12 protein-coding genes are annotated in these 15,347 nt (G+C 32.6%); 7 read left to right on the forward strand and 5 right to left on the reverse strand.

Annotated features, from left to right (window positions below):
* The first annotated feature begins 155 nt into the window (after positions 1-155).
* Entirely contained in the window at positions 156-1,235 is a 1,080-nt protein-coding gene (locus HNP35_RS00300) for a glycosyltransferase (RefSeq protein ID WP_184159567.1), read from the forward strand.
* A 147-nt stretch (positions 1,236-1,382) separates the two neighbouring features.
* Here HNP35_RS00300 and HNP35_RS00305 read toward each other — a convergent pair whose 3' ends face one another.
* From HNP35_RS00305 to HNP35_RS00315, 3 genes are all read right to left on the reverse strand, one after another.
* Positions 1,383-2,693: a porin gene (locus HNP35_RS00305; RefSeq protein WP_184159565.1), complete on the reverse strand. Its 1,311-nt coding sequence runs from the start codon at positions 2,691-2,693 to the stop codon at positions 1,383-1,385.
* 163 nt (positions 2,694-2,856) lie between these two features.
* Entirely contained in the window at positions 2,857-3,942 is a 1,086-nt protein-coding gene (locus tag HNP35_RS00310; RefSeq protein WP_184159563.1) for a sensor histidine kinase, read from the reverse strand.
* 182 nt (positions 3,943-4,124) lie between these two features.
* Positions 4,125-4,808 carry a response regulator transcription factor gene (locus HNP35_RS00315; RefSeq protein ID WP_008465097.1) on the reverse strand — a complete coding sequence of 228 codons (684 nt, stop codon included), beginning with the start codon at positions 4,806-4,808 and terminating at the stop codon, positions 4,125-4,127.
* A gap of 234 nt (positions 4,809-5,042) precedes the next feature.
* Between HNP35_RS00315 and HNP35_RS00320 the strand changes: the two genes are divergently transcribed.
* The 5 genes from HNP35_RS00320 (at position 5,043) to HNP35_RS00340 (ending at position 12,152) form a co-directional block, all read left to right on the forward strand.
* The gene (locus HNP35_RS00320; RefSeq protein WP_184159561.1) at positions 5,043-7,817 is read left to right on the forward strand and encodes a TonB-dependent receptor; all 2,775 of its coding nucleotides are present in this window, start codon (positions 5,043-5,045) and stop codon (positions 7,815-7,817) included.
* A 210-nt stretch (positions 7,818-8,027) separates the two neighbouring features.
* Complete coding sequence (locus HNP35_RS00325; protein ID WP_184159559.1) at positions 8,028-9,155, forward strand: hypothetical protein; 1,128 nt, start codon at positions 8,028-8,030, stop codon at positions 9,153-9,155.
* 228 nt (positions 9,156-9,383) lie between these two features.
* Complete coding sequence (locus HNP35_RS00330) at positions 9,384-9,722, forward strand: T9SS type A sorting domain-containing protein (protein ID WP_184159557.1); 339 nt, start codon at positions 9,384-9,386, stop codon at positions 9,720-9,722.
* A gap of 173 nt (positions 9,723-9,895) precedes the next feature.
* Positions 9,896-11,017, forward strand: a complete 1,122-nt coding sequence (locus HNP35_RS00335) for a M57 family metalloprotease (RefSeq protein WP_184159555.1) — start codon at positions 9,896-9,898, stop codon at positions 11,015-11,017.
* Positions 11,018-11,150: 133 nt separating this feature from the next.
* On the forward strand, positions 11,151-12,152 hold the full coding sequence (locus HNP35_RS00340) for an acyl transferase (protein WP_343069216.1): 1,002 nt from the start codon (positions 11,151-11,153) through the stop codon (positions 12,150-12,152).
* Positions 12,153-12,380: 228 nt separating this feature from the next.
* Here the strand turns inward: HNP35_RS00340 and tyrS are convergent, their stop codons facing one another.
* Positions 12,381-13,676: a tyrosine--tRNA ligase gene (gene tyrS / locus HNP35_RS00345; RefSeq protein ID WP_184159551.1), complete on the reverse strand. Its 1,296-nt coding sequence runs from the start codon at positions 13,674-13,676 to the stop codon at positions 12,381-12,383.
* Between the two features lie 189 nt (positions 13,677-13,865).
* On the opposite strand from tyrS, the gene HNP35_RS00350 reads away from it, so the two are divergent.
* Positions 13,866-14,858, forward strand: coding sequence for an NAD-dependent epimerase/dehydratase family protein (locus HNP35_RS00350; RefSeq protein ID WP_184159549.1), 993 nt, complete (start codon positions 13,866-13,868; stop codon positions 14,856-14,858).
* A gap of 10 nt (positions 14,859-14,868) precedes the next feature.
* On the opposite strand, the gene HNP35_RS00355 is transcribed toward HNP35_RS00350, so the two are convergent.
* Positions 14,869-15,342 (reverse strand): DUF4296 domain-containing protein, encoded by a 474-nt coding sequence (locus HNP35_RS00355; protein ID WP_184159548.1) that lies wholly within the window; start codon positions 15,340-15,342, stop codon positions 14,869-14,871.
* Positions 15,343-15,347: the final 5 nt, after the last annotated feature.

The following is a 15,347-nucleotide window of genomic DNA, read 5'->3' on the forward strand; positions in this document are numbered from 1 at the left end:
TAGAGATAATCTTATTAGACAAAACTTATATTTTTTCAATATACCCCTTGAAAACCCTAGTGTTTTATAAAATCTAGAGTTAATAATTTAGTAATACCCTCGAAATAACATAAAAAACATATTTTTCTATCTTCGTTTTTAAAACGTGTTAAAAAATGAGCATTGATTATTCTGCGAATAAAACTATTTTAATCGCTCCATTAAATTGGGGTTTAGGTCATGCAACTCGATGTATTCCTATTATTAAGGCACTTCAAGAAAATAATTATATTCCGATTATTGCGTCTGATGGAGTTGCTTTGGCTTTATTACGAAAAGAATTTCCTTATATACAAACTTTAGAACTTCCTTCTTATCATATTGAATATGCAAAGAATGGCAAAAATTTTAAATGGAAGCTGATCAAAAATCTTCCAAAAATGATTACAGCCATTTTAGATGAGAAAAAAATGATTAACGGATGGATCAAAAAACATGGTATTGACGGAATAATTTCTGATAATAGATTGGGCGTTTTCAGCAAAAAAGTGCCTTCTGTTTTTATGACGCATCAATTGAATGTGATGACTGGAAACACAACTTGGTTTACTAGTAAATGTCATCAATATTTTATAAAAAAGTATAATGAATGCTGGGTTCCCGATACAGATGGAAAAGTAAATCTAACTGGAGATTTGGGCCATCTAAAAACTAACGAACTTAATCTTAAATATATTGGTCCGTTGAGCCGAATGAAGAAAAAGGAAACTCCAAAAGTATATGATCTTATGATTATATTATCTGGTCCTGAACCTCAACGTACCTTTTTAGATGAAAAACTGCAAAAACAAGCTTCAAAATTTCCGGGAAAAGTAGTTTTCGTAAAAGGAGTTGTCGAAAAAACACAGGAAAAATGGGAAACCGGAAATGTGACTTATTACAACTTCATGAACTCAAAACAGTTGGAACAAACTTTTAACGAAAGTGAATTTGTTTTGTGCCGATCTGGCTATACGACCGTAATGGACTTGGCAAAATTGGGTAAAAAAGCATTTTTTATTCCGACGCCTGGACAATATGAACAAGAATATTTGGCGATAAAACTTCAGGAAGAAAATTTGGTGCCGTATGCACTGCAAGATGATTTTACGATTGAAGATTTAAATAAAGTAAAATCTTTTCAAGGATTAACTCAATTTAAAAATGATATTGACTGGGATTCCTTATTTAAGGTTTTTGAAGATAAAACTGCATAATTGCATCAAACTAGTTTGGCTAAAGCCTTATTACTACAATAAAAAAACCTCCAGCTAAAGCTGGAGGCAATTGAATTTTTTCTCAAATAAAAATCAGTTTTATCCGCGTCTTCGCGAAAGCGAATCTGTTTTATCTGCGTACTGATTTTAGAAATTAAACTGGGCTTGCAATCTTAAAACATTTCCTTGCTGTCTGTTTACTGGAAGAGCGCTGTCTTCAAAAGTTCTGTCTGCAATTACATATTCTGCTGTAAGTTCAAATGCTTTAATAGGTTGCCATTCTATACCAATTTCGTAATCTCTTACCACATAACTTCTAGCATCTTTCTCGTATTTTTTTCCTCCATCATAATATTGAAATTTAGCAAAAGGATAGATAATTTGTTTTTTCAAATCCCATTTGTAATTCAATAAAACATAACCTCCATTTAAATCTGTCTCGTCAACAGTATTTGTCAATGTATTATAACGAGGTCCTTTTCCTATATTGTATTCCGTCTGAATTCCGAATGGCCTTGGATACAGAACAAAAGTTGCTCCTACTCTCTGGTCTTTTACATATTGCGGATCATTTACAACAACTCCAGAAGAAATTTCTCCTGTAAATGCCCATTTACCTGTGTAAGCCTGAATTCCAGGTTCTATAATCTGGCTTCCGATTACGAAAGGATAACTTAATCTTGTAACCACATTTAGATCTCTGTTTCCGTCTAATTTATTAGCAATTTGACCGTTGTAAACTCCGAAAGCAAAAACTCCAAAATCCCCAGAACCTTTGTAGCCATCTTTAACCAACATAGCAAAACGCTCTCTAATTTCGGCTGGAGCCCAATAAAAGATTGCTCCCAAATCACGTTCGTTTAATATTGAACTATTAATAGCGTCGGCACGATCAAGAGTTAGACGTTGCGAGCTAGATTGCATATTTTCAAATCCGTATGGAATTTTACTTTGTCCGATACGAACACGATATTCCCTTTTTTTATCGAAAGACAAATCAAAATACAAGTCACGAATCTGCACAAAGTTCTGAATTCCTGTGCTTGGAGAACTTGCAAAATCGGGTTGAAAGTAGAAAAATACATTTGGGTGAACTTGTCCTGAAAAGACAAGACGCGCACGACGAATGAAAAGTCCGTTGTTTGCTTTTGCATCTGGAGCAGTAGAAGTTGTTCCCCAAGATTTATCACACTGTTCGCAAGAAACTTTATCGTTTGTAGAAAGCAAGCCATTGTATCTTACTTGTGCATAACCTCTTAAAGAGATTCTGTCATACCAATGTTCCTCAACTCCTCCTCCAGATTTAGTTTCTGGAAGTTTTGATTTGTTGATAGAATCTAAAATACGCATTACTTCGTTTTTTACATCCTGCTTATTTAATTCTTTTTTGTCTGTTTCTTGTGCGTAAGCAACACAGGTTAGCAGTAATAAAACAGCTAATAGTTTTCTTTTTATCATTAGTTCTGTAATTCCCTTAATTTCAGGATGCAAAGATGCAGCACCTATGTTAAGAAATCATTAACCAGATGTTACTATAATAAAAATTTAATGTTATGCCCTAAATCTGAATGTTTATTTATTGTTAAACACCTTTGTTTTAGGGCTTTTACCAAAAAAGGCGTTACGATTTTTTAACGTCAGTTTTTGTTATTTTATTTGCTTTTTCGAGTGTAAAAGAGAATTCAGAGCCAATTCCGAACTCACTTTCTACATAAACTTTCTCTTTATGAGCTTCAATAATATGTTTTACAATCGCCAATCCTAAACCAGAACCACCTTCAGATCTTGTTCCGCTTTTATCCACTCGGTAAAAACGTTCAAAAAGTCTAGGGATATTTTGTTTTTCAACCCCTTCACCATTATCACTAATACGAATTAAGACTTTTTTCTTGGTCAGATTTACAACACCAACTTCTGTTAAACCGCCTTCTTTTCCATATTTAATAGAATTTACAATAAGATTTTCCAGAACTTGCTGAATTCTATCCTGATCACCTCTAATGATAACCGATTGTACATTTTTGCTTTCAAATGCCAATTTGATTTTCTTTTTGTCGGCTTTCATTTCCAGCAATTCAAAAACATTCTGAATCAATTCGACGACATCAAAATCGGTCATATTCAAATCTAAATCGCCCGATTCTAATTTGGTAATCATATCCAAATCTTCTACAATATAGATTAAGCGTTCTACTCCTTTTTCGGCACGTTTTAAATATTTTTTTCTGATGTTTTTATCGTCCATCGCCCCGTCTAACAAAGTTGAAACATAACCTTGAACAGTAAATAATGGCGTTTTTAATTCGTGTGAAACGTTTCCTAAAAACTCTCTTCTATATTGTTCTCGAATTTCGAGCATTTCGATTTCGAGTTTCTTATCGGTGGCAAACTTTTTCACTTCGCGCGAAAGCGTTTCCATATCCGTATTAATCGGCTGATTAATTAAAGTTGTAGATTCTAACAACGAAACCTCATCGTAAATTTTCTTTACTCGTCTGTAAATGAAACGCTCTACACGATATTGTAAAACCAAAAAAGAAAATATATAGATAACTATAATGAAAATTATTCCAAACGCAACTTGATGTTTTAGCTGATTTTTATAAAATAATGACATTAACATCAGCACAAATACTGTCGAAAAAAGACTGATGTACAATGCCGATTTTATAGCAAATTTGTATGTTTTTTTAAAATTGATTTTCATTGAAATTATTTAATATTTTTCACCATATAAGCAATGTAAGTTCATTTTACTTTTGGCTATAAATGACTTAGCACATGTAAACGCTATGCTTACATGTGCTAAATATACTATTTTTTAAAAAATACGAACAACAAATTAAATGACCTTACATCACTTATATGGTTCAGAATTTTTATAGAATGTTATACTTCAAATTTATAGCCAACTCCTTTTATAGTTTTAAAAAGATCTTCACCTATTTTTTCGCGTAGTTTTCTGATGTGAACATCGATTGTTCTTCCTCCAACTACAACTTCATTACCCCAAACTTTATCCAAGATTTCATCTCTTTTGAAAACTTTTCCTGGTTTTGAAGCCAATAAATAAAATAATTCGAATTCTTTTCTTGGCAAAGCAATTTCTACATTGCCTTTTATGATTTTGTATTCTTCGCGATTAATCTCGATTCCGCCAACATTTAAAGTATCTGTAACTACTTCTTGTTCTTTTAATCTTCGTAACAGCGCCTTTACTTTTGAAACCAATAATTTTGGTTTAATTGGCTTAGTAATATAGTCGTCAGCACCGGCGTCGAAACCAGCCACTTGCGAATAATCCTCGCTTCTCGCTGTAAGGAATGTTATGATTACATTATTTAATTCAGGAATTTTTCTAATATGCTCGCAAGCTTCCATTCCGTCCATTTCTGCCATCATCACGTCCATAATGATTAATTCTGGCAGCTCTTTCTGCGCTTTTGCTATTGCATCTTTTCCGTTAGATGCCGTAACAATCTGGTAGCCTTCTTGAGCAAGGTTATAGCCAACGATTTCTAAGATATCTGGTTCATCGTCAACTAATAAAATCTTAGTTTGTGTTTTTTTCATAAATAGCAACAATTGAGATTTTTATATCGAAATTTTATTGTTCAAGATTCGATATTTCTTATTTCACAGGGTAAATATACTAACAAAAGAACCTTTAAAAAATGGTGTTAACCGTAATTTAATCTCGTAACAATTTGATAATCTTAACAACACAAAAACATAACAAGTCGGTAACATGGACTTTACAGCGCGGTTCTTTCTTTGCACAAAAATAAATTAACACAACACTGAACAATGAAATTCAATTTAAGATTTCTATTTATTGCATTATTTATCTGTACGATTTCGATCGCGCAAAACAAAGGTACAATTTCTGGAGTTCTAACTGACAAAGAAATGAACAACGATCCGTTACCTTTTGCTAATGTACTTATTAAAGGTACAAATATTAGCGTAAATACCGACGTTGATGGGAAATATTCCTTAAACGTAAATCCTGGAAATTATACTTTAATTTTTAGTTTCCTTGGATATGAATCTGTAGAAGCTCCAGTTGCCGTAAAAGCAAACGAAACTGTAGTGGTTAATCAAGCTCTTTCTTCTGGAAGTTATACACTTAAAGATGTAGTTGTACAAGCTGCCCCTGTAAGTAAACAAAAAGAATCTGCATTATTATTAGACCAAAAAAATGCCGTTTCTTTTAAAGCCGCAATTGGCGCTGAAGAAATTTCAAGAAAAGGGGTTAATGATGTGGCGAATGCTGTCGCAAAAGTGAGTGGGGTTTCGAAACAAGATGATTCTGGAAACGTATTCGTAAGAGGATTAGGAGACCGTTACAATGTAACTACCTTAAATGGTCTTCCATTACCATCAAATAACCCAGCAAACAAAAACATTCTTTTAGATATTTTCTCAACAAACATTGTAGATAACATTGGAATCAGCAAAACTTTTGAAGCTCAAAACTATGCAGATTTTGGCGGAGCTAATATTGATATTGCCGCAAAAAGATTCAGTGGAAAACCATTTGTTACTGTTTCAATCGGTTCTGGTGCAAACACAAATGTTTTAGGACAAGATAATTTTTACCTGCAAGACGGACCTACTTATATGGGATTTAAAAAAGTTGGACCTCCTGACGCTCCACTTCAACCTTATAACTATTCAACAAGCTGGGATAGACAAACTAGCAAAAATGTATTAAATGCTTTCTATACATTATCTGGCGGAAAAAGATTTAATATCAACGACGAAAGTTCTATCGGTACTTTTATTACTGGATCTTTCAGCGCAAAAAACAAATACACAAAAGGTTTCAGCAGAGGAGGAATCACTTCTGATGGAGATATATTTTCTGATTTCGTAAGAACAGCTTACAAACATAGCACAACTACAACGGTTATGGGTACTGCTGATTACAAAATCAACAACAAAAACTCAATCTTCTTTACTTCATTATTCTTAAATTCAAGTGATCAAGACTATAGTGAATACGAAGGAACAAACCAAAATTTTGATGGTGGTGGAGACGCTATGCAGCAAATTACAGGTTTCATCAAACGTGGAACTTTTGAAAGAACTCAATTAATTGTAAACCAATTAACAGGTAAAAACAAATTTAACGATCAGTGGAATTTAAACTGGGGAGTTGGATACAGTATGTCTAACAGTGCTGTTCCAGACCGTATGCAAAATTCATTCGTATACGCTCCAAATGCTATTGACTATACATTCTTCACGAATTCAAACATCAATAACCACAGATTTTACCAGGACTTAAAAGAAAATGAAATTGCTGCAAATATTGCTCTTTCTTATAACTTCAAAAAAGGAAGTGATGATACTTATAAAGGAAAATTAACTGTTGGTTATTCAGGAAAATTTAAGGATGTAGATTACAACATGGAACAATACTCATTCTTCCCAAACAGAACTACAATTTCTTTTCCTAAAGAAGACATTCATCATGTAGACAATTATCTAGATCCTGCACATTGGGGTTCTTCTTACTCAAATAGAATTAACCAAATCTATAACGGAAATTTAGATATTAATGCTGGATTCGTTAACCTTCAATATTCTTTAACTGAAAGATTAAGCGTTATATTAGGAGCAAGATTAGAGCAATTGACTCAGAATGTTTTCTACATTACAACTACAGTTCCTGGTGGAGACAATTCTAATGATTCAAAATTCAATATTTTACCAAGTTTAATTTCGAAGTATACATTGAATGACAAACAGAATTTAAAATTCTCTGCAAGTAAAACTTACACTCTTCCTCAATTTAAGGAAAAAGTGCCAATTATTTACGAAGATGTTGCACAAGCATATGAAGGAAACCCAAATTTATATGCTTCAACAAATTATAACTTCGACTTAGGATGGGAATTTTTCCCGAAAGCAGGTGAGTTAGTTTCTGTAACTGCATTTGGAAAAATCATTCAAAACCCAATCAACGAAATGTTCTTGAATTCGTCTTCAAATGACATCTCTTACGCAAATACAGGAGATAAAGGAACAGTAGCTGGGGTTGAAGTAGAATTCAGAAAAGATATTTTTGAAATTGAGAAAAATGACAACTTAAAAACAAAACTTTCTTTTGATGCAAATGGATCTTACTTATATACAAAACAAGATCTAAGCAATGATAAAGTAAATGATGAAAATGATTTTGGAGCAAACTTTACGTTTACAGAAAGTAAATTAACTGGAGCTTCTAATTTCTTAGCTAATGCCAACTTATCTTTCTTGAATGAATTCTCAGAAAACAAAGATATTTCTGCTACATTATCTTACTCTTATTTCTCAGACAAGCTTGCCGTAATTGGAACTTCAAGAGTTGGTAACATGGTTGATAAAGCAGTAAACAAATTAGACTTTATCGTTAATACAAGTTTGACAAAAAGTTTAAAATTAGGTCTTATTTACAACAATATCTTAAACCCAACTTTCGAGCGTGTACAAGAGCAAGGAAAAGTACCTGGAAAAGAATCTGTTGGTGACATTACAGTTACATCATACAAAGCAGGTTCAGATCTTAGACTTACTTTAAACTATACATTCTAAGAAGAAGATTCTACATAAAATTTTTAAGAGAGGTGATTAAGTACTATTAATTACCTCTCTTTTTGTTTACAAATGCAATGTAAATTTTACATTAAGCAGAAGTTGTTTTAAGCCAGTATACTTAATAGATTGTTAATCTCGTCTTAACTCAGCAAAAACATATGTTCATTTACTTTGCCATGAATAAATAAAACAATAAAACACAACAAAATGAAAAAAAGTTTATTTGCAATGGCTGCAATATTAGGACTTGCTTTAACAAGCTGTAGTTCTGATGACAACAAAAACGACAACAAAAGTACTTTCGTATTAAAAGTTGACGATTTAAAAGGAGACATCAATGATGGTGTTGTAACTTTAGACCCAACTCAAACTTACACTTTAACTGGAGGTTTAGTTGTAAAAGGTGGAGCAACATTAGTTATTCCTGCTGGAACTGTAATTAAAAGTTCTGCTACTGCAGCTGCTACATCTTTATATATCGCTGTAGAAAGAAACGCTAAAATCAACATCAATGGTACGGCTGCTAAACCAGTTATCATGACATCTGGAAAAGCTACTCCTGCTCAAAGTGACTGGGGTGGATTAATCATCGCTGGTAATGCTAAAGTAAATACTGGAGATAACGGTACTTCTGAAGTAGGTGGTTTAAGCTATGGAGGAAATGATAATGCAGATTCTTCTGGAAACATCAACTTCTTAAAAATCTCTTATACAGGTTCTAAATATACTGCTGAAAAAGAATACAATGGAGTTTCTTTCTTCGGAGTTGGTTCAGGAACTGTAGTATCTGATATCTACACTTTCGAAAGTGGTGATGACGCAATTGAGTTCTTCGGTGGAGCTGTAAATGCTAATAACTTAGTAATGATCAACTCTTATGATGATTCATTAGATTTCGCTGACGGATGGCAAGGTACTGCTACAAATGTATACATTAGTGGTGTTACTAAAGCTGGTGTTGAAGGATCTACTAACGCTAAAGATCCAAGTACAGCTGTTCCAATGACAAATGCTAAAATCACTAACATCTCTATCGTTAAAGGTGGTGCAGCTTTTACAGCTGACGAAAAAGCAATCAACTACAAAGAAGGTGGTGGAAAACAAACTTACACAAACTTATATGTTGCTAACGGAATGCCTGCAGATCTTGTAAAATTATCTACAGATGCTGGTGTAACTGCTAACTTAGCTGCTGGTAACTTTACTATCACAAACTATACTTTTGGAGCTTCTATCACTAACTTAGCTGGTCCTAAATTATCAGGAACAACTACAGGTGCTCTAGGTGCTGGTGCTGGTGCTGATTTGCCAACTTGGGCTAACTGGACTAAATAATTAAAGTTCAAAATAAAATAAAAAAAGCTGTCTGAAATATTTCAGACAGCTTTTTTCGTTTTGATCTATTATTAAAACAAATCTATACTTTCGCTATATAAAACCAAAAAAGATACTATAACCACTTATAACGCAAAATGTTAAAAACATCCTAAATCTTAACGCTATTTTCTTTTGGCGTAATTTTTGTAATTTTTTTTGTATATTTACAATAACTAAAATATTGCGATGGCAAAAAACTACTTTTATATTACTTTCTTATTGGCTTTTTTCTTTACTGTATCCGCTTCAGCGCAGGACAGCAAGCAATTACCAAAACCTCAAGAAACAACTTCTATTGAGGGACTTAGCTTGTATCCTAACCCAGTAACAAATGGGAAAGTCTATATCTCAACTAAAAACGATTTAGAGAAAGAAATTATTGTGTTTGATATTTTAGGAAAAAAAGTACTTCAAGCTCATTTGGCATCCCGAGAACTTAATGTTTCTGAATTGCCTCCTGGAGTGTACATTATTAAAATTAGCGAATTGAACGCATCGGCAACTCGAAAACTTATTATCAGATAATAAATAGTTTAGAAAAATCATAAGACTCCATAATAGGAGTTTTTTTTTGTTAATTAATTTTTATTTAACAAGATTAATAGTAACTATTAATTAATACAACAAATTGATTTCAAGATAAATATCTTCTTAATTTCATATAAGAAATTATTTACTAATCTTAATCAATTTTGAAAATGAAAATTAAAAAAATTATTATTGGTTTATTCGCAGTATGCTTAATGTTTTCTTGTGAAAATGACGAGTCAATTCCAACTACTAATGTTAGTACAAATTTAGCTGACAAAAATTCACCTGTTGTACAGAAATTAATCAACATGGGCTACAAGGCTGAAAACATTCAAGAAGCAAAAGATTTTTATATAGTGGAAGGCGACTTGATGTTTTCTAAAAATATAAATGATTATAGCAAAAGCGAAACTAGTAGACATGCTCATACAGATAATTTAGTATCTCAACAATATCGAGTAATCACTGTAAGAATTGACCCTTCTATACCTCAAAGTGGCAAAAATAATTGGCGCAACGCAATTTCATCAGCAATGAACCACTGGTCTAGCTTAACTCAGAATTCCATAAAATTTGTACTTTCTAATGAATTAGATGCAGACATTACGATTAAATCTGATAACAATTTACTATTAGATTTTGTAATTGCCATGGCCGGAACTCCTTTATCTAATGGTAAGGCATTCAACCAAATTTTAATAAATTTTGATTTCCTAGGCAATATGACAGTATCAGAAAGCACTAAAATTTACAATATGGTTCATGAACTTGGACACTGCATAGGTTTTAGACATACTAATTGGGAAGATGAAGGTTATTATAATCAAAATGGGGATTATATTGGAGGTAACTATATTCCAAATATTACACAACCAGATCCAAACTCTGTAATGAATAAAGAAACTGCATTATATTCATGGAATGGCTTTTCACAGTATGATATTATAGCTGTTAATTATTTATACCCTCCCTTGCCTTGTAACACACGCCTAGTAGGTCCTTCGGAAAACAGGTGTGCATATAATCTCTATGGCGACATCGCAAATTATACTGTCTATGTAGCTGGCAGTAAACAATTAAACGGAGATGATCTTAATCCAACCTGGCAAGTTTCAGGGAACTCTTTAGAAATAATAGCTACTAATAACAGCTTATGCAAAATACGCGTTAAAGGCAACAATACTACATGGCCAGCTACTGGAGTTGTTACCAGAACATCAAATACAGGATGTGTTAGCTCTTACAATATATCATTAAACAATTGTAATGACCCGTACATAACAGATTAAGAATAAAATTATAAACATAATCTTAAAAGCTCCAAATGGAGCTTTTTTTAGTTTTCAGCCTCAGTCACAGTTTACAGTTTCATACTTTATTGAAAACTGCGACTGAAAACTGCGACTGAAAACTAAAAACAATATCTTTGCAAAAAAAAAAGTTTTGATCACAGCCACAGATATATTTACCATTTCTAGTCAGAAACAATTTGAGAAAATAGCATTAAAAGTGTTTCGTTTTCAGCACGAGAACAACAAAGTATATCGTGATTTCTGTGATTTTTTAAAAGTGAATCCGCAACAGGTAAAATCTTTACAGCAAATTCCTTTTTTACCGATTCAGTTTTTCAAAAGTCATGATGTAGTTTCAAATTCTGACCCTGCGCAAGTAACTTTTACCAGCAGCGGAACTACTGGAATGATTACTAGCCGACATTTAGTAACCGATGTTTCCTTATATGAAGAAAGCTACCGAAAGGGATTTTCTCAATTTTACGGCAATATTGAAGATTACGTTGTTTTAGCCCTTTTACCATCATATTTAGAGCGCGAAGGCTCTTCGTTAATTTATATGGTAGAAGATTTAATAAAACTCTCTAATCAGCCTGAAAGTGGTTTTTATTTACATAATCACGACGACTTGATTAAAAAACTTCTTGAATTAGAAGAAGCTGGTCAAAATGTAATCTTGATTGGCGTTACTTATGCTTTATTAGATTTAATCGAAAAACACCAATTCAAACTTCAAAATACCATTATTATGGAAACTGGAGGAATGAAAGGAAAACGCAAAGAAATGATTCGTGAAGAATTGCACGAACAGCTTTGCAAAGGTTTTGGGGTTTCTTCTATCCATTCAGAATACGGAATGACTGAACTTTTAGCGCAAGCGTATTCTCTTGGTGATGGAGTTTTTGAGTGTCCTTCTTGGATGAATATTTTAGTTCGTGATCCGGAAGATGCTCTCACTTACGTGAAAGATGGAAAAACGGGTGGAATAAACGTAATTGATTTAGCCAATATCAATTCGTGCTCTTTTATCGCAACACAGGATTTAGGCAAAAAATATTCCAACAACTCTTTTGAAGTTTTGGGACGTTTTGATAATTCAGATATTCGTGGTTGTAATTTGATGGTTCTTTAAAATGGTTAATCGTTAATTTGGTTATTGTTAATTCACCGCATTAATCAAACGTTCCTACGGAACGTTAATTACAAACCAAATTCCATTTCTACCGACGAGACATTCCTACGGAATGTTTTTTCAATAAAAAATCCCAATATTCTTTCGAAAATTGGGATTTATATATTTATTGTAAAAGATTTTTTCTAAATCGATTAAACAATTAACCAATTAAACAGTTAAACTTTCTTAAACTATTCGAATCACAAAATAATTTTTCTTTCCGCTTTGCAATAACACAAATTGATTATTAATTAAATCATTTGCAGTTAAAACAAAGTCTTCTTTTATTTTTTCTCTATTTACAGAAATAGAATTTGCTGTTAAAGCTCTTCTCGCTTCTCCGTTAGATTTAAAGAAACCTGTTTTTTCGTTTAAAACAGTAATAATATCCAAACCGTTTTCTAAATCTGCTTTTGCAATTTCGGCCTGTGGAACTCCGTCAAAAACTTCTAAGAAAGTAGCTTCATCCAATTTCTTCAAATCTTCTGCAGTAGAATTTCCAAACAAAATATTCGAAGCCTGAATTGCTTTTTCTAATTCTTCACGATTGTGAACAAAAACAGTGATTTCTTCAGCCAATTTCTTTTGTAAAACTCTTAAATGCGGAGCCGTTTTATGCTCTTCGATCAATGCATCAATTGCATCTTTATCTAAGAAAGTAAAGATTTTGATATACTTCTCAGCATCAACATCTGTTGTATTTACCCAAAATTGGTAGAATTTGTATACAGAAGTTTTATCAGCATCCAACCAAACATTTCCTCCTTCAGATTTTCCGAATTTAGAACCGTCTGCTTTTGTAATTAAAGGTGTTGTTAAGGCGTAAGCTTTTGCATTTTCACCTCCCATTCTACGCACTAATTCTGTTCCCGTGGTAATATTACCCCACTGGTCAGAACCTCCCATTTGTAGGACACAATTATTGTTTTTATATAAGTGATAAAAATCGTAACCTTGAATTAACTGATATGTAAATTCTGTAAAAGACATTCCCTCACCTTCTCCACTAAATCTCTTTTTTACAGAATCTTTAGCCATCATATAATTTACAGTGATACGTTTTCCAACTTCACGTGCAAAATCGATAAAAGAAAATTCTTTCATCCAATCGTAGTTATTTACCATTAATGGTGCATTTGCTTCGTTTGAATTGAAATCTAAGAAACGTGACAGAACACTTTTAATTCCGGCAACATTTTTAGCTAAAGCTTCTTCATCAAGCAAGTTTCTTTCATCAGATTTACCAGAAGGATCTCCAATCATTCCTGTTGCGCCACCTACTAAAGCAATCGGTTTGTGACCGAAATTCTTTAAGTGAACCAATAAAATAATTTGAACCATACTTCCGATATGCAGTGAATCTGCCGTTGGATCAAAACCGATATACGCAGAGGTAGCTTCTTTTAGTAATTGTTCTTCCGTTCCAGGCATACTATCATGATATAACCCGCGCCATTTTAATTCTTCAACTAGATTCTTCATTTTTTTTCTAAAATAATTTGCGCAAATGTAATCAATGTCGCTGGTAATGACAAAAAAGTCTGCCGAGAAGACACAAAGACACAAAGTTTTTTATTTCTATAAAATTTAACCTAAATATTCGCAGCAAAAAATAAAAACTTTGCGTCTTAGTGCCTTTGTGGCAAAACCCAAAAAAGCTATCTTTACAACATGATATTAGTAACGGGAGGAACTGGCTTAGTCGGCGCGCATTTATTGCTTCATTTAATTGAAAATGGAGAAAATGTTCGGGCTATTTATAGAACTCAAGACAACATTCAGAAAACAAAATCGGTTTTTGACTTATATAAAAAATCTAGTTTGTTTGAAAAGATTAATTGGCTTGAAGCCGATATTCTAGATGTTCCCTCACTTGAAAATGCTTTTATCGATATTACAGACGTTTATCATTGTGCCGCTTTAATTTCGTTTGATCCAAAAGACGAAGAAAAACTTAGAAAAACCAATATCGAAGGAACTGCCAATATGGTTAATTTTTCGATTGCTAAGGACATACAAAAATTTTGCTTCATTAGTTCTATTGCTGCTTTGGGAGATATTGCTGCACATGAAACACATATCACAGAGGAAACAGATTGGAATCCTGAAAAGCCACATAGCGATTACGCCATTTCTAAATATGGTGCCGAAATGGAAGTTTGGCGTGGACAGCAAGAAGGCTTAAATGTAATTATTGTAAATCCTGGAGTGATTTTAGGGCCATTGCGAATGGCAAACGTTTTTGAACAAGGAAGCACTGAAATTTATCAAAAAGTTTCTAAAGGCCTTTCGTTTTACACACTAGGAAGCACAGGCTTTATCACAATTGATGATGTCGTAAAAACAACTTATCAATTGATGAAAAGCGAAATTAAAAACGAACGTTTTACACTTATTTCAGACAATATTGTATTTAGAGATATTTTGAATACAATTGCAGATACTTTAAAAGTCAAAAGACCACATATTCATGCAAAGCCTTTTTTTATGAATTTATTATGGATTTCTGACTTCTTGTTTTCAAATTTATTTTTCAGAAAAAGAAGCATTACAAAAGCAACGGCCAAAGCTTCTTATTCAACCAATTTATATAGTAATGAAAAAATAAAAACCGCTCTAGGAACGGTTTTTACTGATATTCATTTTTACATTAAAGAAAGTTAAAAAACTTAAACTATCTTCTTTGTCTTCTATGTGCCATTTCTAATGAATCAATATTGATTTTTGGCGCTATTTTTTTAACCGAATCCTTAGAAACTTCTTTTATTTTATTTTTCTTGGCTTTAGCTGCTTTTTTCTCATCTATTTTAGCTAGAGAATCAGCCGCTCTTTGGTTTACAGCAATTCTTTTATTTACTTCATCAAACATTTCTTTATAACCTTCATAATCAGAAGCATAATACATATTGTTTTGAGCAAATTGAAGACTGTCTACTTTATACTTTCTTAAAACAAATTTAGTAGCATCACCTTCTAACGAATCTAAAGACAACGGTTTTTGATATCGAATTGCTTCTAAAATCGATAAATCGTACATAATATCTATCATTTTTTCTTTCTCTATAAGTTTAGCGGGCTCTTTTACCAGCTCTTTTTTACAACTTATAGAAAGAAACAAAACCAATAGTATTACTATAAAATTCTTCATAATTG

It is taken from the genome of Flavobacterium notoginsengisoli (genome assembly GCF_014207905.1).
Lineage (GTDB): Bacteria > Bacteroidota > Bacteroidia > Flavobacteriales > Flavobacteriaceae > Flavobacterium > Flavobacterium notoginsengisoli_A.

Bases quoted from the DNA above. Each gene is read 5' to 3' on its own strand.
- HNP35_RS00315 (WP_008465097.1), bottom strand. From the start codon at position 4,808: ATGAAAAAAACACAAACTAAGATTTTATTAGTTGACGATGAACCAGAT.
- HNP35_RS00350 (WP_184159549.1), top strand. From the start codon at position 13,866: ATGATATTAGTAACGGGAGGAACTGGCTTAGTCGGCGCGCATTTATTG.
- HNP35_RS00325 (WP_184159559.1), top strand. From the start codon at position 8,028: ATGAAAAAAAGTTTATTTGCAATGGCTGCAATATTAGGACTTGCTTTA.
- HNP35_RS00300 (WP_184159567.1), top strand. From the start codon at position 156: ATGAGCATTGATTATTCTGCGAATAAAACTATTTTAATCGCTCCATTA.
- HNP35_RS00310 (WP_184159563.1), bottom strand. From the start codon at position 3,942: ATGAAAATCAATTTTAAAAAAACATACAAATTTGCTATAAAATCGGCA.
- HNP35_RS00305 (WP_184159565.1), bottom strand. From the start codon at position 2,693: ATGATAAAAAGAAAACTATTAGCTGTTTTATTACTGCTAACCTGTGTT.
- HNP35_RS00355 (WP_184159548.1), bottom strand. From the start codon at position 15,342: ATGAAGAATTTTATAGTAATACTATTGGTTTTGTTTCTTTCTATAAGT.
- HNP35_RS00320 (WP_184159561.1), top strand. From the start codon at position 5,043: ATGAAATTCAATTTAAGATTTCTATTTATTGCATTATTTATCTGTACG.
- HNP35_RS00335 (WP_184159555.1), top strand. From the start codon at position 9,896: ATGAAAATTAAAAAAATTATTATTGGTTTATTCGCAGTATGCTTAATG.
- tyrS (WP_184159551.1), bottom strand. From the start codon at position 13,676: ATGAAGAATCTAGTTGAAGAATTAAAATGGCGCGGGTTATATCATGAT.
- HNP35_RS00330 (WP_184159557.1), top strand. From the start codon at position 9,384: ATGGCAAAAAACTACTTTTATATTACTTTCTTATTGGCTTTTTTCTTT.